Genomic DNA, 23,945 nt, shown 5'->3' on the forward strand with positions numbered 1-23,945 from the left:
ATCTATAAAATTTATTCCTTTTTTTGTTTTTCGTAATTCTTTTTTAGGGTTGATAGAATAATTGGCAAAAAGATTTAGTTTGTCAGTTTTATAATAGTGACTTGTCCCCAGGCTAAACTTTGGAAAAACTGCTTGCGTATATGACCCGTTTACACTCCCTTTGTATCCCGGAACAATGCTTTTACTAGTAACAATATTCAAAATTGGACCACTTTCAGCATCATATCTAGCCGGTGGGTTCGCAATTACTTCAACCGACTTAATCGCTGTGCCTGTAAGTCCTTGTAACAAATCCTGAACTTCTTGTCCTGATAGCTGTACTCTTCTATCGTTTAAGTAGACTGTTGCATTTTGTCCTCTAATTTGGAGGTCATTTTGATTTACAATTACCCCTGGTGTATTCTTTAAAATATCCCAAGAGTTTCCTTGGGAAATCACTGTATTTTCAACATTAAAAACCAACCTGTCGGACAATCTTTGAACTGTAGGTCGGCGAGCTGTAACCACAACCTCATCCAAATTTTCTGCTGTCGACGGTATAATCAACGCTCCAAGTGAAACATCCTTTTTTATGTCGAGTGCCAAAGGTTTTGAGCCTCTTCCTATGTAGCTGGCTTGTAGTAAATATAGGTTTGGTTCAACGTTCGGTAATTCAAAAAATCCACTCTCAGAGGCTGACGTTCCTTTAACAAATGTAGAGTCACTTGCACTCAACAATAATACATTGGCAAAAGGGATTATCTCATTTTCAGTATTTACAACCTTTCCCGATATTTTAAAAGTCTGGGAAAAACAACATCCAAAAACAAATAGCACCAAAAAAAAGGAGAGCAGGAAGTTCTTCATTTAGGCTTAGGTTGAATATCAAATCTAAGAAAATATTTCTGAGCAGTCATTTATATTTAACTATCCTGCTATGCAAAAGAACTATATTTGCAGTTGGTATGAAAAAGATTAGAAACTTCTGCATTATTGCACATATAGACCATGGTAAAAGTACCTTGGCCGATCGTCTATTGGATTTTACTGGTTCTGTTACCGAGCGTGAAAAGCAAGACCAGCTTTTAGACAGCATGGATTTAGAACGAGAGCGTGGTATCACCATTAAGAGTCATGCCATTCAAATGGAGCACACTTACAAAGGGGAAGAATACATACTTAATTTGATAGATACTCCAGGCCACGTGGATTTTTCTTATGAAGTCTCAAGATCTATAGCAGCGTGTGAAGGTGCGCTGCTGGTTGTTGATGCTGCCCAAAGTATTCAAGCTCAAACCATTTCCAATTTATATCTAGCATTAGAGAATGATCTAGAGATTATCCCAGTCCTTAACAAAGTAGATTTGCCCAGTGCCAACCCTGAAGAAGTAACCGATGATATTGTTGACCTCCTCGGTTGTGATGCTGAAGAAGTTATCCCTGCTAGCGCTAAAACGGGAATTGGAATTGAAGAAATATTAAGTGCTATCATAGAGCGTATCCCTCCCCCGGAAGGAAATCCTGACGAATCTTTACAAGCATTAGTATTTGATTCTGTTTACAATCCTTTTAGAGGTGTAGAAACCTATTTTAGAGTAATCAACGGTGAAATTAAAAAAGGACAAAAGATAAAATTTGTGGCTACTGGCAAGGACTATTTTGCTGATGAAGTCGGTACGTTAAAATTGGAGCAACATCCACAGCAAAGTATAAAAGCTGGTGACGTAGGTTATCTTATAACTGGCATCAAAGATGCAAGAGAAGTAAAGGTTGGAGACACTATTACCGATGCAGCGAAACCCACTAAAAATGCAATCGAGGGCTTTGAAGATGTAAAACCTATGGTTTTTGCAGGTATTTACCCGGTAGATACCGAGGAGTTTGAAGAATTACGTGCTTCCATGGAAAAGCTTCAGCTAAATGATGCTTCTTTGGTTTTCGCCCCGGAAAGCAGTGCCGCACTTGGTTTTGGTTTTCGCTGTGGGTTCTTAGGAATGCTTCATATGGAAATTATACAGGAGCGGCTGGAACGTGAATTTAATATGACCGTAATAACCACCGTTCCCAATGTAAGTTACCATGCTTTTACCACAAAAAATACGGAAGAGGTTGTTATTGTAAACAATCCTTCAGATTTGCCAGATCCTTCTACGTTAGACCGTGTTGAAGAGCCTTATATTAAAGCGACAATAATCACAAAGTCAGATTTTGTAGGTAACGTAATGTCCCTCTGTATTGAAAAACGTGGACAGATTACCAATCAGACTTATTTGACCACCCAAAGGGTTGAGTTAACGTTTGATATGCCTTTGGCCGAAATTGTTTTTGATTTTTATGACCGATTGAAAACTGTCTCAAAAGGGTATGCTTCTTTTGATTATGCCCCGATTGGAATGCGTACTTCAAAATTGGTTCGTGTGGACATCCTCTTAAATGCACAACCGGTGGATGCACTTTCTGCTTTGGTTCATTTTGATAATGCCCATACCATTGGTAAAAAGATGTGTGAGAAGTTGAAAGAACTAATACCAAGACAACAGTTTGATATTCCTATCCAGGCCGCAATTGGTTCAAAAATCATATCAAGAGAAACTATAAAAGCTTTGCGAAAGGACGTTACTGCTAAATGTTATGGTGGTGATATTTCGCGTAAACGTAAATTGCTTGAAAAACAGAAAAAAGGTAAAAAACGAATGCGCCAAGTAGGTAATGTAGAAATACCTCAGCAAGCATTTATGGCCGTATTGAAGTTGAACGATTAATTTTATTCGTCAAAATCAAATACCTTTCCTAAATATACGAGTTTATATCCTTCTTGAATATCTGTAAACTCCTTGCTAAAGGCAGATATAATTTTTAGATCGTTGTTTGGGGTTTTTAGAAATAGAGGAATAATATTGTTATCTGCTTTTGTAATCTCTATAAGTCCATTATAATGTTCTTGATCTTTCAATTCTGTCTCGTTGATTGAAGGATATTTTCTTGCTGCATCAGTCAGTTTTATAAAATCATCCGTATGTGAAAACAATCCTTCTTCGGGATTATTTTCCGGGTCATTCATTTCATCAGTATTCACTATTCTGAACGCTCCGTTTTCCCCAAACTGTTTTTTAAACTTATCTATTGCAAATTTGTTAATATCCGAATTTCCCGTTAAGGCCATTAAATACCCCATATCGTTCAATTCAATATTATCGGTTAAAGAGTCCGAATAAATATTCGCAACCATGGCTTCAATACCCAAGTTCTTTGCCTTTTGAACATTATGCTGATTATTATCAATAAGTACTACATGGCGATTATTCTTTTTTAGGTAGTTGGCAATCAGTCTTGAAACTTTAGAAGCTCCAATAATCAAAATACCTTCAGACTTTTTAAGAAATACGCCTACTAGCTTTGCAAATAACCTAGCGGTAGTGGCATTTAACAAAACCGTACCCAAAACAATCATAAAAACCAATGGTGTAATGTATTCCGCTCCTGGCTCTCCCTTTGCCAAAAGTTTAGAACCAAAGAGAGAAGCTATACCAGCGGCAACGATACCTCTAGGACCTACCCATCCAATAAATAATTTTTCGTTCAATTTTAATTTGGAGCCCTGCGTACTTAGAAAAACGCCAAGAGGCCTAATTAAGAAAACTACTAAAACAAAAAGTGCTGCAGTCTTCCAGTTCATTAACAATTCCAAATCACTGATATTAATGTTTGCCGCTAATAATATAAAGAGGATTGAAATTAATAAAACACTTAGTGATTCCTTAAAATATAGAAGTTCTTTTATGTTTGGAAGGTTCATATTTCCTAAGACCATTCCCATTACCACAACTGCCAAAAGACCCGATTCATGGGCAAAAACATCGGATTCCACAAAAACCAACAGTACCACGGATAGTGAAACCACATTCATTAAATAATGCGGAATTAAATTCTTTCTTATAGCAAAGGCTAGTGCATGGGCAAATGTGAATCCAAAAGTAGTTCCAAAAAGTAAAATCTTACCAAACTCGATCAATGCAGTTTGGGTATAACCGCTTCCTTCCCCAACACTTATAAATTCAAATACCAAAACCGCTACTAAAGCACCTATGGGGTCTATTAAAATACCTTCCCATTTAAGAACGGTAGAGATATCCTTTTTAAGTGGAATATTCCGCAATATTGGTGTTATTACGGTGGGGCCTGTTACAATAATCAGCGCTGAGAACAAAAAAGAAATTTGCCAAGAAAGTCCAAAAATATCATGAGCTGCTACTCCAGCTCCAAAAAATGTAACTACAGAACCAACTGTAATTAACTTTGTAATTACGGGTCCAACATTGGCAATTTCAGAACGTTTTAAGGTCAGTCCACCTTCAAAAAGAATAATACTAATAGCTAGAGAAACAAAATAATATAGCCCTTCACCAGGAAACAATCCCTTCTCTCCATTCCAAATAGGTTCTATTAATTTTGCGCCATCTTCTGTATATAAAGTTGCGATTGGCCCAACCAACAACCCTATCAGGATAAGGGGTAAAATAGCGGGCAATTTAAGTCGCCAAGCTACCCATTGCGCAATAATTCCTAAAATTATAATTCCCGCAAGCTCTAGCATTGTTGTATTTTTTTGGGAATTTACTGTTTTTATTTTAGAATTCTGTTGTGATTTTAAACATTGCACTCTTCGTGTTTTATGTCTTATATTCGGCAAAAATGATATCACATTTTGGAGCAAAAAGGACGTCCTTTTAAACCCATTTTATTTGGCTTTGCATTTTCACCTTCACTTCGGTCAATGTATTTGAAGCCATACAAATTGCTCATTTTTTGAGAATCATTTAATAATTGTGAAACGATTTATTGACATATTTTATAAGTCAAATAGTTAAACAAATGGAAATTACACCAAAAAAAGGGGTCAAGGGTTTACTAGAAAATTGGCAAAGTGATTTAATCGCCGCTGTGAGTGTCTCACTCATTGCTTTACCACTTTCATTAGGTATTGCTTTAGCAGCGGGCGCACCCGCTATGTCAGGCATCATTTCTGCAATTGTTGGTGGTGTTGTAACAACACTTTATAGAGGCGGGCATATCTCGGTTAACGGACCTGCAAAAGGAGTCATTGCCGTCATACTTTTAGGAATCACATTGATGGATGATGGTTCAGGGCAAGCTTTTAATTATGTCTTAGCGGCGGTGGTTGTTTCTGGTGCTATTCAAGTATTTTTAGGAATATTGAAATTGGGTCGACTAGCGGATATCTTCCATTCTTCGGTGATTCAAGGTATTTTGGCCGCCATCGGAATTATCATTTTTGCCAAACAGATTCATGTTGCCATTGGCACGCATTCTGATAGTCCGAGCATCATACAAAACCTTGTCGATGCAATTGTACTCCTGCCCCAGGCGAATCCTTTTGTGGTAATTATTGCTTTGGTAGGCCTACTGTTATTACTGTTTCATTCCAAAATCAGTAATCGGTTTTTCCATATTCTACCGACGCCCATGTGGGTCGTTGCGCTTTCGATTCCGTTTGTTTATTTTTTCAATTTCTTTGACCAACATTCGCTTTCCTTCTTTGGAAAAGGCTATGAGGTTGGACCTAATTTACTGTTGGACATTCCCGATAATATTATGGATTCCATAATGCATCCCAATTTTGGTAAAATCAATACTATTGAATTTTGGACGACCGTATTTTCCATCTTAATCATCACAAGTATTGAATCATTAGCCATTGCAAAAGCGATTGACAAAATTGACCCTTATAAACGAAAAACGAATTTGAATAAGGATTTGACCGGTATTGGATTGAGTACAGTGGCAGCGGGTATGATTGGTGGATTACCCATTATTGCCGTGATAATTCGAAGTACGGTCAATATCCATAATGGCGCGAAGACAAAGTGGTCCAATATGTATCAAGGATTGCTGCTGTTAGTTTTTATTGTGTTATTGAGTCCCATAATGCGTCAAGTACCGCTATGTGCTTTTGCTATTTTACTCGTTTATACCGGGTTTAAATTAGCTTCACCAGCCGTCTTTAAACAAGTGTATAGTCAAGGTACCGAGCAACTCATATTCTTTGTGGCTACAATGGTTCTAACCCTGTACACCAATTTGTTAGTTGGATTACTGGGAGGGTTAGTATTGGCCATGGTCAGTCACATGTTGTTGGCTCGGGTATCCATCCCCCAATTTTTTAAAATGGTGTATAAATCGGGTTCTGATTTGATTACGAGACCAGATGGCAGTTACGATTTAAAGATTAAGGGAATCGCAAACTTTTTGGGCATCTTAAAAGTCGACAAATTAGTGGCTCAAATTCCTTCTGGGGCGGATGTGAATATTGATTTATCGGAAACAAGATTGGTCGGCATGACCTATATGGATTATATCGTGGATTACTTAAAAATACAAAAGGACACAGGTGGCAAAGTTGTCATAAAAGGATTAGACAACCATGTTTCATCATCTAGCCATAATAGAGCCTTAAAAATTTCTTTAAACAGTTCTGCCGCCAAATTATCGCCCAGACAAAATCGATTGCAAAATTTAGCCAATGAAAAAGATTATCAATTCGCCCATCAAGTAGATTGGAATACAAATTATCTAAAGAATTTTCACTTTTTTGAGATTCGGCCTATCGAACGTAAATCAAATTGCCTTAAAGGAACATTTAAAGGCTTGGACGTGTCTTGGGAAATTGCGGATGTAACCTTCAGTGAGGGTGCGGCTTTTACGGCCGAGACTTTCAACACAACACTCTTGGTCCTGAAGTTGAACAAAAAAATACCCATTTTTACAATGGAAAAAGAAGGCGTATTGGAAAGATTATTTGACCGTGTGATGGCCTATACAGGTTATAAGGATATTGATTTTGAGATGTATCCAGATTTTTCCAAAAAATTTCTAATTATGGGTAGTAAAGAGCCTGAAATTAGGTCATTTTTTACAGACGAAGTCATTCGCTTTTTCGAAAATCATCAGATTTATCACTTAGAAAGTAATGGCGAGGCGCTAATCATTTTTGATAAAATCAAATTGGCGCGAACGGATGAAACCGTTGCGTTCCTAGATTATGGCAAAGAATTAGCCACAATCTTAAATGAAATGAAATAGGGAGATGATATTGAAAAAAAACGCTAGCAAGCGGTAAATCATGTCATCTGCTTAGCATACGCGGTATATATCACCAATATACCAGTGTTTATTTACACTTCTTAGGCTTTCTCAATATCCAAATTGATGACCAGTCTGATTTCAACAAACGCTTTTACTTCAACGGAAAAGATTCTTAAAAAAGAACTGCTGTTAAGCTTTCAGGAAATAAAGGCTATAATTTATTTTGGACAGCAGTTGTAAAAGCCTCTTAAGGCCTAGAGCCAAAGTTTTCTGTTAAAAAACATCCAATAATTACGTGTTTTTAAGGCAATTATCCCCTCTTTTCTTATTTTGCATGGCTTTTTAAGTGTTGATGACTTTATACCCCGTTGAAACAGGAAATTTTAAGCTTGATGGTGGTGCCATGTTTGGTGTGGTACCAAAATCGCTATGGTCTAGGACCAATCCTGCTGATAATAATAATATGATCGATATTGCTGCCAGAAGCCTTTTGGTTGAAGACGGTGAGAGATTAATTCTTATAGACACAGGAATGGGTGACAAGCAATCTGAAAAGTTCTTTAATTATTATTACCGATGGGGTGATTTTTCTATTGATAGCTCTTTACAAAAGCTAGGTTTTCATCGCGATGATATTACCGATGTTTTTATGACGCATTTACATTTTGATCATTGTGGTGGAAGTGTCCAGTGGAATAAAAATAGAACTGGTTATGAGCTTGCGTTTAAAAATGCCGATTATTGGACAAACGAAAATCACTGGAATTGGGCTACAAAACCGAACCCTCGTGAAAAAGCGTCTTTTTTAAAAGAAAACTTACTTCCTATGCAAGAAAGTGGAAGATTGCGATTTATACCGTCTTTTGGTAATTCATTTGTTAAAAACTCAGAATTAGGTTTTGATATTCTGTTCATAGATGGCCATACAGAAAAACAGATGATTCCCCACATTAATTACAAAGGAAAGACTGTGGTGTTCATGGCAGATTTAATGCCAACAGTTGGCCATATCCCTCTGCCCTATGTAACAGGTTATGATACTCGTCCACTACTTAGTATGGATGAAAAAGCCAACTTTTCAGAAAGGGCAGTTGAAGAGGGATTTGTACTATTTTTTGAGCATGATGCACACAATGAGCTCTGTACATTAAAACATACCGAGAAAGGTGTCCGGCTTAACGAATTGTTTTCTTTTGATACTTTATTCGGTTAATCTTATTATTCAAAATACATTTATATGATGACTACATATTCAAAATCATTTTTTGCCCTTATATCTGGAAGTATATTCCTAATGGGGTGTGGAGCAACTTCTTTAGTTTCAACTCCTGTTGAAAATATAGATACCGTACCCTTAAAAATTACTGAACTTTCAGATTCTCAGAAGAAAAATTGGGGCCATGCAGACTTGGTCACAGACACTATCCCCGGTATGAGTGTTGATAGGGCTTATACAGAATTAATAGGAAACAAAAGAGGACAAACTGTTGTGGTTGCTGTTCTAGACTCTGGAATGGATTTAACCCATGAGGATTTGGATGATGTGCTTTGGACCAATAAAGGTGAAAAAGCCGGAAACGGAAAAGATGACGACAATAATGGTTATGTAGATGATATTCATGGCTATAATTTTTTGGGCGAATCTTATAACGAACAATTAGAGTATGTGCGCATGCTACGATTGGGAATTGGTGATGCTGCTATGCGAGCTAAGGCCCAAATAAAATTGGACAAAGAATATCCAAAAGCCTTACAGAATAAACAACAGTATGAGCAGATTCTTCAGGCAGTTAAAAATGCTGATACAGAAGTTAAAACAGCTTTAGGTAAAGATACTTACACCAAAAAGGAATTAATGGCCATGAAGCCCACTTCGGAAAAAATGCAACAAAATGTTGCCATACTTTCTCAAATGTTTCAATATGCTGATACTATCGATGAAGTAATTGAAGAAGTTACAGAGGGTGTGACTTACTTTACCGAACAAGCAAACTACAATTTAAACAAAAATTTCAATGGAAGAGAAGTCGTTGGCGATAAGCCCTATGATTTTAACGATAGAAACTACGGTAATGGCAATCCCAAAAATCGTGTTGAAGATGAAAGCCACGGTACGCATGTAGCTGGTATTATAGCTGCAGAACGTAACAATGGAAAAGGTGTTAATGGTGTGGCTAAAAATGTAAAGCTAATGAGTATCCGTGCCGTCCCAAATGGTGATGAGTACGATAAAGATATCGCATTGGGGATTAGATATGCCGTGGACAATGGCGCAAAAATCATCAATTGTAGTTTTGGAAAATCATTTTCTCCAAATGCGGAATGGGTTTATGATGCTATAAAATATGCTGCTTCAAAAGATGTGCTAATTGTGCATGCGGCTGGTAATGATGGGGATGATTTAGACGATGCATCTAATCCAAATTTTCCCAATGACCATAAATATGTTGGCTCAGAAATTAGCGATAATGTCATAACCGTAGGCGCATTAGCCCCTGCCTATGGCTCTAAAATGGTTGCAACATTTTCAAATTATGGGGCTGATAATGTTGATGTTTTTGCTCCTGGAGACAATATATATTCTACCATGCCCAACAACAAATATGATTTTCAAGGTGGAACTTCAATGGCTGCCCCTGCTGTAGCTGGAGTTGCAGCTTTAATACGTTCATACTACCCTAGTCTGTCTGCTTCTCAAGTCAAAAAAGTGCTGATGCAATCAGGGTTGCGTTCAAAAGCATCTGTTATTGTAGCTGGTGATCCCTCAAAAAGCAAGTCATTTTCAGAAATTTCAAAGTCTGGAAAAATGGTCAACGCCTATAATGCATTACTTTTAGCTGAAAATATTTCAAAAGGAAAATTAACTTTAGATTCTAACGCAGAATAAAATGATTAAACTGGTCAAAAAAATTGTATTTCTTCTTCTTTGTGGGATAACTACCTTAATTGCTCAAAATAATACCGGATATTGGCAACAGCATGTTGATTATACCATGAATGTTGACATGGATGTAGAAAATTATCAGTATACCGGCACTCAGAAATTGGTATATACCAACAATTCGCCTGATGAATTAAACCGGGTATATTATCACTTGTATTTTAATGCCTTCCAGCCCGGTAGTGAAATGGACATGCGTTTACAGAATATAGCTGATCCTGATGGTAGAATGGTCAATGCAGAGAAAAAAAGCAGGATTGCTTCTTTGTCTCCTTCGGAAATTGGCTATTTACACGCTACTTCTTTAACCCAAGACGGTCAAAAAGTGTCTTTTTCAGAAGAAGGAACTGTGCTGGTAGTCGATTTAGCTAAACCGATTGCTTCAGGCGGCAAAACCACTTTTGAGATGGAGTTCAAAGGTCAGGTTCCTGTCCAAATACGTAGGTCCGGTCGCATCAATAAGGATGGTGTTGCGCTTTCTATGAGCCAATGGTATCCTAAATTAGCAGAATATGATTTTGAAGGTTGGCATCCCAACCCCTATATAGCTAGAGAATTTCATGGGGTTTGGGGAGATTTTGATGTAAAGCTTACCATCGACAAAAACTACACTGTTGGTGGAACCGGTTATTTGCAAAATCCTGATGAGATTGGACATGGGTATGAAGCCCCGGAAACCAAAGTAAAAACAAAAGGCAAAACCTTAACCTGGCACTTTAAGGCGCCTATGGTCCATGATTTTATGTGGGCCGCAGACCCAGAATATGTTCATGATACTTTACAAATGGAGAATGGTCCAACGCTTCATTTTCTATATAAAAATGATGAAAAGTTCAAAGAAACCTGGGAAAAAGTACAGCCTTTAACGGAAAAGGCAATGCTCTTTTTTAATAAAAACATAGGTGAATATCCCTATAAACAATATTCAGTAATCCAAGGTGGTGATGGTGGTATGGAGTATGCCATGTCAACTTTAATAACTGGCGGGGATAAACCAGGTAGCGTTGTTGGTACCATGATTCATGAATTGGCCCACTCTTGGTTTCAACACGTTTTGGCCACTAACGAAGCTAAGCATGAGTGGATGGATGAGGGTTTTACTTCTTTTATTTCAGCTTTATGTAGCAACGAAGTATTGGAAAAGAACAAGGAAAATCCTTTTGAAAATTCGTACAGGGGATACTTTTATCTGGTAAAATCCGGAAAGGAACAGCCTCAGACCACACATGCAGACAGATACAATGAAAACACTCCATACGGAATAGCAGCTTATAGTAAAGGTGCTATCTTTTTGTCGCAATTGGGATACGTAATTGGGCAAGATAAGTTGATGGAGACAGTTAGAAAATACTACGAGGATTTTAAGTTTAAGCACCCTGTGCCCAATGATATTAAAAGAACCGCTGAAAAAGTTTCAGGTATGGAATTGGACTGGTACTTAACAGACTGGACACAAACCACCAACACAATAGATTATGGGATAAAAGAAGTTGTGGCCGATGGTGACAAAACCAAAATAGTTTTAGAGCGTATTGGCCTAATGCCAATGCCCTTGGATATTTTGGTGGTTGATGCTAATGGAAACCAAGAGACATATTATGTTCCTTTAAGAATGATGCGTGGTGAAAAAGAAAACCCTTATCCCTCATTAAAAAGAACCGTTTCCGATGATTGGGCATGGGCAAGCAATACCTATGAATTGGTTATTGATAAACCTTTGGAAAATGTAGCGGGTATTTCTATAGACCCCTCCCAACTAATGGCAGATGTTGATAGAGAGAACAATATTTATCAGCCTGAATAATTAAAATTGAAACAGTTAATGAATCCGTTTGGGGCATTGTACTCTCAAACGGATTTTTTACTTTTAATAATGGCCTTTACTTTCCCTAAAAACGAAAAACTCAAAAGCAGAAAGTTGATTGAAACACTTTTTGAAGAGGGTAAAAGCATCACAAATTTTCCTCTTAAGTTAATTTATCTTAAAACGGATTTTGAGGACAGCTCCAAGATTAAAGCTGGGGTAATTGCCCCTAAGAAAAATTTTAAAAAAGCAGTACAAAGAAATCGTATTAAACGCCTATTAAGAGAGTCTTACAGGCTAAACAAGCCCTCCATTTTTAACAACATTGAGGGAAACTTTGCGTTTATGATTTTATATCTTGGTAGGGAAATGCCCACTTATTCAGCTGTAAACGAAAAAATGCTTGGGCTTTTAGAAAAATTTCAAGAAAAAAACCTTCATGAAAAATCTTTATAAAAAACAGCTTTTAGTTCCAGTAGCCGCAATTTTCTTTTTAATAGCAAGCAGTAGTTTTAAAAGCGACTTTTTCGAAATTGCCAAGCAAATTGAAATCTTTACAACCTTGTTTAAAGAGCTCAACATGAACTATGTGGATGAGACCAATCCTGCTGAATTGATGGACTCTGCCATTAAAAATATGCTGGATGAATTAGATCCGTATACTAAGTTTTTGAACGAACAAGACGTAGAAGAATATAAAATAAATAACGCAGGTGAATACTCTGGTATTGGGGCGTTGGTCCGTTCTTATGATGACAAGCTGGTTATTGTAGAGCCTTATAAAGATTATCCTGCCGATAAGGCTGGTCTCAAAGCTGGGGATGAGGTTATTAAAATTGGTGAAATAACGGTTTCAGATTTTGATGATAATGCCAGCGAGTTACTTAAGGGTGCCAATAATAGTAATGTAGAGGTTACTTACAAAAGACAGGGCGAAACCAAAACAACTACTATTACGCGTGAAGGTGTAGAGGTAGATGCTGTACCTTTCTATAGTATGGTAGATGATAAAACCGGCTACATTGTCTTGGCAAAATTCAATAGAAAAGCTTCTAGTCAAACCAAATCTGCATTGCAAGACTTAAAAGGACAAGGAGCAGAACAAATCATTCTAGACTTAAGGGGCAACCCTGGCGGGTTATTATCTGAGGCAATCAATGTTACTAATTTATTTGTTCCAAAAGGAGAGTTGATTGTTACCACAAAATCGAAAGTTAAAAAATTCAATCAAACCTATAAGACCAAAAACAAACCAGAAGATTTAGAAATTCCGCTCGTGGTTTTGGTCAATGGCAGTAGTGCCTCTGCAAGTGAAATTGTTTCGGGCAGTTTGCAAGATTTGGACAGAGCAGTGATTATGGGGGCTCGTAGTTTTGGTAAAGGTTTGGTCCAAAGGCCTTTAAGGCTTACATATGGCACCCAACTAAAAGTCACTATTTCAAGATATTTTACGCCTTCGGGCAGATGTATTCAATCCTTGGATTATTGGAATAGGGATGATGAGGGAAATGCTGTTAGAAATACAACTTTCAATCAATTCAAGACCAGAAATGGGAGGGTTGTTGAAGATGGAGGTGGCGTAATGCCGGATGTTGAAATAACGTCCTCAAAATCTAATGCCTTAACAAATGCATTGGTAGCCAATCATATAATCTTTGATTTTGCAACTGAATTTTACTACAAGAATGAGTTTAGTTCTGTTGAGGATTTTAAGTTTTCCCAAGTCAATTACAATGCCTTTAAAAGTTTTGCAAATAGTAAGGGTTTTTCATTTAAAACTAAGACTGAAAAACTCTTGGAAGAGACATTGAACTCTGATGACTCACTTTTAGGTACAGAAGTCCAGAACAAGTACAAGGACTTACTATTTGCGGTAAATCGAGGTAAGATTTTAGCTTTGGATATCTATAAAACAGAAATCATTAAAAAATTAGAAGACGAAATAATTAAACGTTATTTCTACAGGGGGGGGCTTTTTGCGTATAATTTAAATAATGATGATGCCATTTTATCTGCTACCGAAATTCTAAAGGATAAGAAAAAATATGCCGAAATTCTTACGCCCTAATTCTGTAGCGGTTTTTCTGAGGTCGTCCTTTCTTTGAAAATTTGTAGGGTTTTGCTTATTTTTATTCCCGAGTAAGATCAACCTCCTTTGTTTCTAAAATGGCTAAAGCTGATAAAAACTCTATTTTTCCATCTAATGGTCATAGCAAACCTTCTAATCATTATGTCGATAATTTTTATGCAAAGCAGTGCTTCTATTTTATGAGCACCTTTTTTGTTTGCTAGAAATGGCAATTGCTTACTTTTGATATATGCTAAAATTAAAGGTCTGCGAACTTTTTGCTGGTGTTGGTGGTTTTAGACTGGGCTTAGAAAAAACTGATGGGTATGAGGTAATTTGGAGCAATCAATGGGAGCCTTCTACTAAAACCCAGCATGCCTCTATGGTCTATGAAGCCCGTTTTGGTTCGGAAAACCATTCTAATATTGATATTGAGCAGATTCCAACAAAGCAGATTCCAGACCATGATGTTTTAGTGGGTGGTTTTCCCTGCCAAGACTATTCCGTTGCCACCACTTTAAAAAACTCAAAAGGTTTGCTTGGTAAAAAAGGGGTGTTGTGGTGGTCCATTTATCGTATTCTTTCTGAGAAAAAGAAAAAACCAAAATATCTAATCCTTGAGAACGTAGATAGATTGTTAAAATCACCTTCTTCACAACGCGGTAGGGATTTTGCAATTATGCTGAAGAGTCTTTCGGATTTGCAATATGCTATTGAATGGCGTGTAATAAATGCTGCAGAATATGGAATGCCACAACGCCGAAGACGGGTTTTTCTTTTGGGAATACACAAATCATCCACATTATATTCTAAATATATTGGTGAAAAAGCAAATGATATACTATTTAAAAAAGGTGTGTTTGCCAAAAACTTTCCTGTTCAAATGAATTTTCTAAACGAGAGTTCTTTGGCACTTGATAATAGTATTCTGGAGATTTCTGAGAACTTTAATAAAAATGAAAAGCTGTCTCCATTTTTTAATTCAGGTCTATGCGTTGATAGTTTGGTGACAACAGTAAAAACTTCTGCTAATTATGACGGACCTTTTCACTCACTTGCAGAAGTTCTTCAAAACGGAGACGTTTCCAAAGATTACTTTATTTCTGATGGTGATCTGCCCAAATGGAAATATCTAAAAGGTGGCAAAAAAGAGATTCGAACCACAAAGGAGGGTTTCCAATATAATTATTCCGAAGGGAGTATGGTTTTTCCTGATGCTTTGGATAAACCTTCCAGAACCATAATTACTGGGGAAGGCGGTAAATCTCCTTCACGGTTTAAGCATGTGGTGCAAACCACAAAAGGACTTCGTAGACTTACGCCTATAGAGTTAGAGCGTCTTAATATGTTTCCCGACAACCACACCAAACTTGAAGGGATTTCAGATACAAAAAGAGCATTTTTTATGGGTAATGCACTTGTCGTGGGTGTAGTGGAACAAATTGCTAATGCCCTTATTGAGAAAATACAATCTTAGATGGGCTTAAAAAACAACTTTAAATCCGATCTTGAAAAAGAAAAAAAGCTAACAGTTCTCTTAGATTCTTATTACAAATCCAACCTAAAACACTATACTTTTGAGCGCATTACAGATATTAAGCAGCAGTATAAAGGAGTAGATTTAATTTTTAAACACATGGAAAGTGGTGCTTCTTTCTATATAGATGAAAAAGCGCAGCTAGATTATATTAATGAGGATTTGCCAACTTTTGCCTTTGAACTTTGTTATCTAAAGAATGGTGAAGAAAAAAGAGGCTGGTTGTTTGATGAAAAGAAAATAACCAACTTTTATTCATTAATAACCGCTATATACTCAGATGAGCCAAATTCTTATACTTCATGCAAAATAACCTTAGTAAACAGGAAAAGGTTAATTGAATTTCTATTAAAAAGGGGTATAGATAAAAAGTCGATTTCAGAAAACATATTCCTTAGGGTTAAAAAACATGGAAAACATAAAATTTTAGGGCTAGATGATAAAAAAGAGGGATATTTATTTTTTTCAAAGCAGAACAAAAATGAACAACCTATAAATTTAATTTTACGTTTGGATTTTTTGATTCAGCATAAAATTGCAAAACGCTTGTTTTAAATTGTTAATACGCTGTTAATCAGCTGTTTTTATTTGTTTAAGCGCTTATTTTTTTGTATGTTGTTAGCTATGATAAAAATAGATAAAAAGGAAAATAAAGAGTTTTTACAGAAATCAATCAACCATCTGGAGCATACTGGCTTTGAAAATATAAAAGCGGATTTAGATGGTTATGAAACCCCAAAATCCTACCTTAAAAAAGGTGGAGATACGAAAATAACCCCAGACATCGTAGCGGTGAAAAATGGCAGAAAGTACTTTTTTGATGTTAGCCTAAAAACAGAGAAGGAAAAATTATTAAAAACCAAGTGGTTATTTCTGGACACAATAAGTAGGCTTAAGTCCAATCGTTTCAAAATTATTACAACTAGGGGTCATTATAAGTTCACAGATGATTTGTTGAACGACCTGAACCTAAGTTCAAAAACACCTATTAAAATCTAGTTTCTAATCATTTTAATGTGAGGGATTCCATCTTCTAAATATCCATCTCCCTCTTCTTTAAAGTTCAAATCATTATAAAATTGTACTAAGTATTGCTGCGCAGAGAGTTCTATAGTGAATGTGTTGAATATACTTTCAATGGCCTTTATGGAAGCTAACATGATGTCTTTGCCAAGCTCTTGTTTCCTATAGGACTTGGCAACAACAACCCGACCAATACTTGGGTTGTTAAAGTAATCATTAGGTTTAAAAATCCTTGTGTAGGCCACTATTTTATCATTCTTTTTTCCTATAACGTGTATAGCGTTTTTGTCCTTATCATCAATATCTTGATATATGCATTCTTGTTCCACAACAAAAACTTCGCTCCTTAAACGCAATAACTCATATAGCTCTTCTAACTCCAGCTCGACAAAGGATTTTATTAATATTTCCATCTAATCTTGAACTATTATTTTTTTACTGTCACATTTGCCGTATTCTGGTTGTATGTTAACATGGTTGATACCATAATCATGGAAGACCTTATCTTCTATTTGTTCTAAAATCTTATCAAATTCAGAAAGTTTAATATCTTTTTCAAAATCTACATGTGCCTCTAAATGGATTTCTTCTTCGTTCAATTGCCAAATATGAACATGGTGTACATTTTTTATGGGTTTAATTTTTGAAATTGAACTTACAATTTCCTGAACAGTTATCGATTTTGGAGTAAATAACATCAACACCTTTGTCGATTCTTTTAAAAGATCATAGCCCATATAAATTAAGTAAAGTGCAATCAACAATGTAAGCAAAGGGTCCACCCAATATATTTTGTAAAACTTCATTAGTATTCCCCCTACCAACACAGCAATAGATGCCATCATATCTGTCAATAAATGTAAATATGCAGATTTCATATTCATGTTTACATCTGCATCCTTTTTAATTAACAAAACACTAAATCCATTACCTAATATCGCAACTATAGATAACCATATTACCAAATCTGACCCTATTTCTTCTGGGCTAAAAAAACGCTTAAAGGCTTCAATGATTAGAAACACAGCTACAACCATCAATGTTGCGGCATTTACAAAAGCAGCTATTATTTCAGCTCTTTTGTATCCAAAGGTCTTATTGGTTGATGCTTTTTTCTTTGAAAGTGTGTTGGCAGCATAACTAATGATTAAAGAAAGAACATCACTAAAATTATGAAGCGCATCAGATAATAAAGCTAAGCTTCCTGAAACCAGGCCCCCAATAACTTGTGCTACCGTGATAAGAATATTTAAGAAAATAGAAATACCAAGATTTCTACCTTTTAAGTCATGGTGGTGATGTGAATGATTGTGTCCGTGATGATGGCCCATTCATTTTTTATTGACAGGGTATCTTTTCTACCCTTCGTTCATGTCTACCACCTTCAAAATCTGTTTTTAAAAATGTTTGTACCATTTCCAAAGCTTGTGGCAATGCTATAAAGCGAGCCGGCAAGCTTAAAATATTTGCATCATTATGTGCCCTTGCCAGTGCCGTAATCTCTTTATTCCAACAAAGTGCACTACGAACTAGTTGATGTTTATTAGTTGTCATATTTGCTCCATTACCAGTACCGCAAACCACTATTCCAAAATCTACTTTCCCTTCCCCAACATCCTTGGCCACAGGATGGGCAAAGTCTGGATAGTCTACACTATCCGTTCCATCCGTTCCATAATTAAAAACTTTTATCCCCTTGGATTTTAGCATACCTACTATTGCTAGTTTATACTCTGTCCCAGCGTGGTCATTTCCTATGGCTATTTTCATCGTTTGTTCTTTTGTATTTAGGTCTATAACAAAGGTACAATTCTTTTAAAAGGACAATGTTTATAAAGCTTAAGAAAAAATTCTATTATTCTTTATGTCAAGACTTTAAACTAAAGTGCCTTTTGTTGAAAACAAGAAGAAAACTTATGATTAAACTTTTTTCAAAATGCATTTATTTTTAGCATTACAATCTTTATTCTCATGTCTTGGTATAATTCAATTAAAAAATAATCAACACTTATAAAACGTCAGATGCTACTAGTTAACATTAAAAATAGATTTAGTTATCAATAAATTCATGTTAAGAAAGGTTATCAAATGCTGTTTATAACCAATTTAACTACTTGATTTCTACGTTTTTTTAAGTTCTATAAAATGTCAACAAAAAATAATTCTTGTTCAAAGCAAGTTATTTTTAATTTTTTTATTCTCCATTTCAACAGACAATCATAACAATCATTTTTCTATTTAAATTTTAAAAAAAAGGAAATGTAATTATATATAATGTTGATAAAATTGTATTTGGCTTATTTATGTATACTTATTACCAGAGATTGACGAATTATAATTTGTAATTTTCAAAAAATAAATAAACTGAATGTCTAAAAAGAATAAGAGAGCAAAAAGCCAGAGAAAGAACGAGATAACAAAAGGCATTTTTACAATACTAGAAAAAGAACCCTCTAAAAGTTTTAATTACAAGCAAATTGCTGCAAAACTTCATATAGAAGATACCCAAGGAAGAAATTATTTAATCAAAAGACTCGGACAGCTAAAAGTAAAAGAAAGGATTATTGAAGTTGAACGAGGCAAATATCAGAAGAAACCTTCTTTACAATCACTCATACAGGGTACTGTTGATTTGACTACTAGTGGAAATGCTTACATTTTAGTTGATGAGATGGAAGATGATATATTTATTCCAAAACATAAATTGAATAAAGCTTTACATGGAGATACTGTGGAGGTTTTCTTAAAAAGAAAGAGTAGTGGAAAACGACAAGAGGGTGAAATAGCTTCAGTTTTAGAAAGAAAAAAGCATACTTATGTTGGGATTGTGGACAAACAAAAAACCTTTGCTTTTGTTAGACCAACAGATCCAAAAATGTATACAGATATTTTTGTCCCTTTAGAAAATATTAATAAAGCCGATGATGGTGACAAGGTATTGGTTGCGTTAGGTGAATGGCCAGATAATACAGATTCTCCGTATGGTAAAATCGTGGAGGTTTTAGGAAAACCTGGAGAACATAATACAGAAATCCATTCCATTTTAGCAGAGTACGGATTGCCCTATGAATTTCCTTATGAAGTAGAAAAATACGCGCAAACTTTAGATACTAGGATTAAACCTGAAGAAATAGCGAAGAGAAGGGATATGCGCGACGTACTTACGTTTACGATTGACCCAAAAGATGCTAAAGATTTTGATGATGCGTTGTCTTTTGAAAAATTGGAAAACGGAAATTTTGAAATTGGAGTTCATATTGCAGATGTATCCCATTATGTTTTACCAGACACTATTCTAGAAGAAGAAGCTTATAATAGAGCAACATCTGTTTATTTAGTTGATAGAGTTGTACCAATGCTCCCGGAAGTTTTATCTAATAATGCATGTTCCTTAAGACCTAACGAAGAGAAATATACCTTCTCAGCAATTTTTGAACTGGACAAAAATGCCATTTTAAAAAATCAGTGGTTTGGAAGAACGGTAATAAATTCCAATGAGCGTTTTGCCTATGAAGAGGCACAGCACATAATTGAAACTTCAGAAAATACAATCCCAAAAAACATATCAATACGTAAAGATGCGTACCAAGTTTCTAATGAAGTAGTTGAAGCTGTTTTAACTTTTGATAAACTAGCTAAAATTATGCGCTCCAAAAGAATGGAATCAGGAGCTATTTCTTTTGATAAAATTGAGGTTCGCTTTAATCTTAATAAAAAAAACGAACCAGAGAGTGTTTATTTTAAAGAAGCTAAGGATGCCAATAAACTTATTGAAGAATTTATGCTCTTGGCAAACAGGAAAGTAGCGGAGTATATTGGTAAGCAACAACCAAAGAAAACATTTGTTTATAGAATCCATGACGAGCCAAATGAAGATAAATTAATGGCTCTTAATGGTGTTATCTCTAGATTTGGACATAGTGTTAACCTTAAAGATAAAAGAAGTATTAGCAACTCTCTAAATAAGTTGTTACAAGATGTAAAAGGTAAGAAAGAACAGAATTTGGTAGATACATTGACTATTAGGAGTATGAGCAAAGCAATTTACACTACCGATAATATTGGACATTACGGTCTTGCTTTTGATTATTACAGTCATTTCACGTCACCTATACGAAGATATCCGGATGTAATGGTGCATAGATTGCTACAACACTATTTGGATGGTGGTAAATCTGCAAAAGAAACTGTTTATGAAGAAAAATGTAAGCATTCTTCAGATATGGAAATTTTAGCTTCAAGTGCAGAAAGGGATTCTATCAAGTATATGCAGATTAAGTTTATGCAAGACCACAGCGATAAAGAATTTCTTGGTGTTATTTCTGGTGTTACGGAGTGGGGTATCTATGCAGAGATTATTGAGAATAAATGTGAGGGAATGGTAAGAATTAGAGACATCAAAGATGATTATTACATATTTGATGAAAAGCAATTTGCGATAGTTGGTGAAAGGTCTAAGAAAATGTATCAATTAGGGGACGAAGTATTTGTTATGGTAAAAAATACAGACTTGGTTAAAAGACATTTGGATTTTTCGTTAATCGGTAAGAAAGAATAATACTTTTTTGGAATTAAATTTGTTTATGTTATTGAATATCAATCAAGAACAAAAATGAAAACATCTAAACTTATAATAGCCTTTTTTGCTTTTGTTATGCTTACCTATGCACAAGAGGAAAAGATTACCCAAGAACTTAAACCATTTAAAGAGTTAAAGGGTTTTGATGGTATTTCCATCAGACTTATAAAATCAGATAAGAATGAAGCGGTAATAACTGGAACAAACACAAACAAAGTTGCCATTGTCAATAATAATGGAACTTTAAAAATTAGAATGGAGATTGATAAAATATTCAGTGGTTTTAGAACTTTTGTTGATTTATACCATACTGAAGAGTTATTAATCATTGATGTTAATGAAGATGCACTTATAACTTCAGAAGATGTTTTTGCCCAAGATGTATTAGAATTAAAGGCTCAGGAAGGAGGAGAAATTAATCTCAACTGTCAAACGGAACAATTATTGGTAAAAGCAGTAACAGGTGGAGATATTATTACTACAGGATTTACAGACAATCAGGACATAAGTATAAATACCGGAGGAACCTACGATGGAAAAACATTTAAATCAAAGTTTACCACTATATCTGTCAGTGCAGGCGGTAATGCCTCTATTTATGCAACCAAATATGTGAAAGCGGACGTTAAAGGAGGGGGTAAAGTCAAAGTTTACGGAGACCCCGAAAAGATGGACGAAAAAACAGTGTTTGGAGGAACTATAGAAAGAATAGAATAACGATATAGAATGATTGAAGATATACAGGCAGCGATTCCCTTAGGTTTTTTACTAAGCTTTATGATAGGGCCTGTATTTTTTGTTTTGTTGGAAACTAGTGCAACCAAAGGATTTAGGGCAGGCTTAGTACTGGATATTGGAGTTATATTAGCGGACATACTCTTTCTTTTTATAGCGTACTTCAGTAGTTTTCAATTATTGGAAAATCTGAGCAACCAACCCGGCCTTTATGTTTTTGGGGGGATGATTTTATTGGTTTATGGCATTGTAATTTTTGTTAAAAAACCTCCAAAAGAGGAAAAAACAAAAAGCTCAAAAGCGACCTATCTAAACTTATTTGTAAAAGGTTTTTTACTAAACTTCATTAATATAGGCGTATTGGTATTTTGGTTAGGAGTTTTGATTATTGTTGGACCAAGTTTGGATAACCAGCCGAATAGAATTTTTGTCTTTTTCGGGACAATGCTGGCCGCCTATTTTATAACGGATATATGTAAAATACTTTTAGCAAAACAGCTTCGCAAAAAATTAACCCAAGACAGGATTAAGCTAATAAAAAAAGGCCTTGGGGCGGTACTCACCATATGTGGATTAGTATTGATAATTAAAGGGTTTTTGCCAAAAGAACAGTTTAACATCCACGATGGAATAGAACGAATACAAGAACAAAAAACCCAGTAATTTTACTGGGTTTTTTTGAGGCATCGAGCGGATTCGAACCGCTGTACAAGCTTTTGCAGAGCTGTGCCTAGCCACTCGGCCACGATGCCGTTATAACGGAGCAAATGTACCATGTTATTTTAAGGTTTCCAAAAAGGAAAACCACTACTTCTTAGAGCTAATAACCACCGAAACACTTTCCACATCCCCACCAATGGGAGGGTTTATTTTAGATACAGAAACCTCAGCGTTTTTTATAGCTTCAATTTCTGAGAAAATACGGTTTAAGATTCGTTTGGCCACATGTTCAAGGAGTTTAGACTTTATTGCCATTTCCTCCTTAACAATGTTGTTTAAATGTACGTAATCAACCGTATCACTTAAACTATCGGACATCGAAGGTTTTGATAAATCTGCTGATACTTCTAAATCAACACGATAATCACTACCTATGATACTTTCTTCTTTTAAGCATCCATGCCAAGCATGGACTCTAATATTGTTTAATTTTATTTTGCCCATTGTAGTAAATAGAAGGGCAAATTTAAGTGAATATTAGTTTAGTAGGTACAACGACAATTACTAATTCCCTGGAATAAGTCCATTCCCACAGTTACAACATGAGTTCCAGAACTATAGCCTAAAAGCTCATTGGTTATTACCTGGTAAGAATAACCAAAATAGAAGTTGCTCTTTTTAAAACCTGCAATAGGCGCAACATATAATGGTGTACCAACTTGGTCATTCAAAAAACGATAGGTTAAACCCAAGTAATAGTAGTCTTCATAATCATGAAAACGTACTTTAGTGTTTAAATCCGTTACCGAACGCCCATCACTTTCAAACCATTGAAAAAAGATGGAAGGCTCCACTTCAATTTTACTGTTTTTGTTTTTAGAAAAACTATATCCCGTGTAGGCATAGTAGTTTCTTAAGGTGTTTGGCTCAAATGTTGGGTTAAAGGTTTCTAAATCTTTAGGTAAGATGTTAGAAGCGTTCACACTCAAATAAAATTTATCCAAACGATAAAGAACCCCAATATCAAAATTATGGTTAACTGTGGATTTATCATCTGTCGGGATTTGACCATTTTCATCCCTAAAGTTTTCCACATCAATTCGGAATTGGTTGAAATTATATGAAATACCTAGTGATAAAAACTCATCATCATAGCGATCTAATGTTAAATGGTGAGCGAAGGAAACCCTGGCTCCGCGCTGTCTTGTATTACCGTTACTATCATTGTACATTAACATACCCAACCCAGACCTATTTCCTATTCTGGCATCAGCAGCAAGGGTTTGCGTATCAGGCGCATTTTCTATTCCAACCCATTGGGTAAGACCGTTCAACCTAATCTTAATATGGTCTCCAACACCCGCGTAAGTGGGAGACATTAAAAAGGGATTGTCCGCAATATATTGTGAAAGCTGTGGAATGGTTAGCTCCTGGGCTTTTGTGCTGAACGTTAACAGCAATAATAATACTAAGATTTGGGTCTTTTTCATGGCTTATAGGTTAACACATCATCAT

The 23,945-nt window shown here is 35.6% G+C and carries 20 protein-coding genes and 1 tRNA gene; 13 read left to right on the top strand and 8 right to left on the bottom strand.

Features of this window, described 5'->3' with window-relative positions; genetic code table 11:
- Nucleotides 1-846: carboxypeptidase-like regulatory domain-containing protein (locus tag AACP56_RS06620; protein ID WP_339339873.1), on the bottom strand; the 846-nt coding region annotated here is incomplete at its 3' end.
- A 98-nt stretch (nt 847-944) separates the two neighbouring features.
- On the opposite strand from AACP56_RS06620, the gene lepA reads away from it, so the two are divergent.
- A complete protein-coding gene (gene lepA, locus AACP56_RS06625) occupies nt 945-2,741 on the top strand; it encodes a translation elongation factor 4 (protein ID WP_339336175.1) in 1,797 nt (598 codons plus the stop codon).
- Between the two features lie 2 nt (nt 2,742-2,743).
- Here lepA and AACP56_RS06630 read toward each other — a convergent pair whose 3' ends face one another.
- Nucleotides 2,744-4,573 carry a cation:proton antiporter gene (locus AACP56_RS06630; protein WP_339336173.1) on the bottom strand — a complete coding sequence of 610 codons (1,830 nt, stop codon included), beginning with the start codon at nt 4,571-4,573 and terminating at the stop codon, nt 2,744-2,746.
- Between the two features lie 278 nt (nt 4,574-4,851).
- On the opposite strand from AACP56_RS06630, the gene AACP56_RS06635 reads away from it, so the two are divergent.
- The 9 genes from AACP56_RS06635 to AACP56_RS06675 all read left to right on the top strand — a co-directional run bounded on the left by AACP56_RS06635 (nt 4,852) and on the right by AACP56_RS06675 (nt 16,432).
- Nucleotides 4,852-7,080 carry a SulP family inorganic anion transporter gene (locus AACP56_RS06635; protein WP_339336171.1) on the top strand — a complete coding sequence of 743 codons (2,229 nt, stop codon included), beginning with the start codon at nt 4,852-4,854 and terminating at the stop codon, nt 7,078-7,080.
- 355 nt (nt 7,081-7,435) lie between these two features.
- Complete coding sequence (locus AACP56_RS06640) at nt 7,436-8,296, top strand: MBL fold metallo-hydrolase (protein WP_339336169.1); 861 nt, start codon at nt 7,436-7,438, stop codon at nt 8,294-8,296.
- A 24-nt stretch (nt 8,297-8,320) separates the two neighbouring features.
- Nucleotides 8,321-9,970 carry a S8 family peptidase gene (locus tag AACP56_RS06645; protein ID WP_339336167.1) on the top strand — a complete coding sequence of 550 codons (1,650 nt, stop codon included), beginning with the start codon at nt 8,321-8,323 and terminating at the stop codon, nt 9,968-9,970.
- A 1-nt stretch (nt 9,971) separates the two neighbouring features.
- Complete coding sequence (locus tag AACP56_RS06650; RefSeq protein WP_339336165.1) at nt 9,972-11,828, top strand: M1 family metallopeptidase; 1,857 nt, start codon at nt 9,972-9,974, stop codon at nt 11,826-11,828.
- Nucleotides 11,829-11,846: 18 nt separating this feature from the next.
- Nucleotides 11,847-12,284, top strand: coding sequence for a ribonuclease P protein component (gene rnpA, locus AACP56_RS06655; protein WP_339339875.1), 438 nt, complete (start codon nt 11,847-11,849; stop codon nt 12,282-12,284).
- Nucleotides 12,268-13,896, top strand: a complete 1,629-nt coding sequence (locus AACP56_RS06660; RefSeq protein ID WP_339336161.1) for a S41 family peptidase — start codon at nt 12,268-12,270, stop codon at nt 13,894-13,896. Before rnpA ends, AACP56_RS06660 begins: the two co-directional genes overlap by 17 nt.
- Nucleotides 13,897-14,146: 250 nt before the next feature.
- Nucleotides 14,147-15,373 (top strand): DNA (cytosine-5-)-methyltransferase, encoded by a 1,227-nt coding sequence (dcm, locus tag AACP56_RS06665; protein ID WP_339336159.1) that lies wholly within the window; start codon nt 14,147-14,149, stop codon nt 15,371-15,373.
- Nucleotides 15,374-15,988 carry a hypothetical protein gene (locus tag AACP56_RS06670; protein ID WP_339336157.1) on the top strand — a complete coding sequence of 205 codons (615 nt, stop codon included), beginning with the start codon at nt 15,374-15,376 and terminating at the stop codon, nt 15,986-15,988. It abuts the gene before it with no gap.
- A gap of 69 nt (nt 15,989-16,057) precedes the next feature.
- Nucleotides 16,058-16,432: a hypothetical protein gene (locus AACP56_RS06675; protein WP_339336155.1), complete on the top strand. Its 375-nt coding sequence runs from the start codon at nt 16,058-16,060 to the stop codon at nt 16,430-16,432.
- Here AACP56_RS06675 and AACP56_RS06680 read toward each other — a convergent pair.
- From AACP56_RS06680 to rpiB, 3 genes are read right to left on the bottom strand one after another with little or no spacing between them, the layout of a single operon-like run.
- Nucleotides 16,429-16,869: a GNAT family N-acetyltransferase gene (locus tag AACP56_RS06680; protein ID WP_339336153.1), complete on the bottom strand. Its 441-nt coding sequence runs from the start codon at nt 16,867-16,869 to the stop codon at nt 16,429-16,431. The two genes, AACP56_RS06675 and AACP56_RS06680, sit on opposite strands and share 4 nt — an antisense overlap.
- Nucleotides 16,870-17,787 (bottom strand): cation diffusion facilitator family transporter, encoded by a 918-nt coding sequence (locus AACP56_RS06685; RefSeq protein ID WP_339336151.1) that lies wholly within the window; start codon nt 17,785-17,787, stop codon nt 16,870-16,872. It lies immediately after the preceding gene.
- A 7-nt stretch (nt 17,788-17,794) separates the two neighbouring features.
- Nucleotides 17,795-18,226 carry a ribose 5-phosphate isomerase B gene (gene rpiB, locus AACP56_RS06690; RefSeq protein ID WP_339336149.1) on the bottom strand — a complete coding sequence of 144 codons (432 nt, stop codon included), beginning with the start codon at nt 18,224-18,226 and terminating at the stop codon, nt 17,795-17,797.
- 598 nt (nt 18,227-18,824) lie between these two features.
- Between rpiB and rnr the strand changes: the two genes are divergently transcribed.
- The 3 genes from rnr to AACP56_RS06705 are packed head-to-tail and all read left to right on the top strand — an operon-like array spanning nt 18,825 to nt 22,433.
- Complete coding sequence (rnr, locus tag AACP56_RS06695) at nt 18,825-21,014, top strand: ribonuclease R (RefSeq protein ID WP_339336147.1); 2,190 nt, start codon at nt 18,825-18,827, stop codon at nt 21,012-21,014.
- Between the two features lie 54 nt (nt 21,015-21,068).
- On the top strand, nt 21,069-21,752 hold the full coding sequence (locus AACP56_RS06700) for a head GIN domain-containing protein (RefSeq protein ID WP_339336145.1): 684 nt from the start codon (nt 21,069-21,071) through the stop codon (nt 21,750-21,752).
- 9 nt (nt 21,753-21,761) lie between these two features.
- Nucleotides 21,762-22,433, top strand: coding sequence for a LysE family translocator (locus AACP56_RS06705; protein ID WP_339339878.1), 672 nt, complete (start codon nt 21,762-21,764; stop codon nt 22,431-22,433).
- Between the two features lie 18 nt (nt 22,434-22,451).
- Here the strand turns inward: AACP56_RS06705 and AACP56_RS06710 are convergent.
- From AACP56_RS06710 to AACP56_RS06720, 3 genes are all read right to left on the bottom strand, one after another.
- Nucleotides 22,452-22,522, bottom strand: a tRNA-Cys gene (locus AACP56_RS06710).
- 55 nt (nt 22,523-22,577) lie between these two features.
- Nucleotides 22,578-22,934 carry a dihydroneopterin aldolase gene (gene folB / locus AACP56_RS06715; RefSeq protein WP_339336141.1) on the bottom strand — a complete coding sequence of 119 codons (357 nt, stop codon included), beginning with the start codon at nt 22,932-22,934 and terminating at the stop codon, nt 22,578-22,580.
- 38 nt (nt 22,935-22,972) lie between these two features.
- On the bottom strand, nt 22,973-23,920 hold the full coding sequence (locus AACP56_RS06720) for a PorP/SprF family type IX secretion system membrane protein (RefSeq protein WP_339336139.1): 948 nt from the start codon (nt 23,918-23,920) through the stop codon (nt 22,973-22,975).
- Between the last annotated feature and the right edge of the window lie 25 nt (nt 23,921-23,945).

It is taken from the genome of Croceitalea sp. MTPC6 (genome assembly GCF_036985525.1).
GTDB lineage: Bacteria > Bacteroidota > Bacteroidia > Flavobacteriales > Flavobacteriaceae > Croceitalea.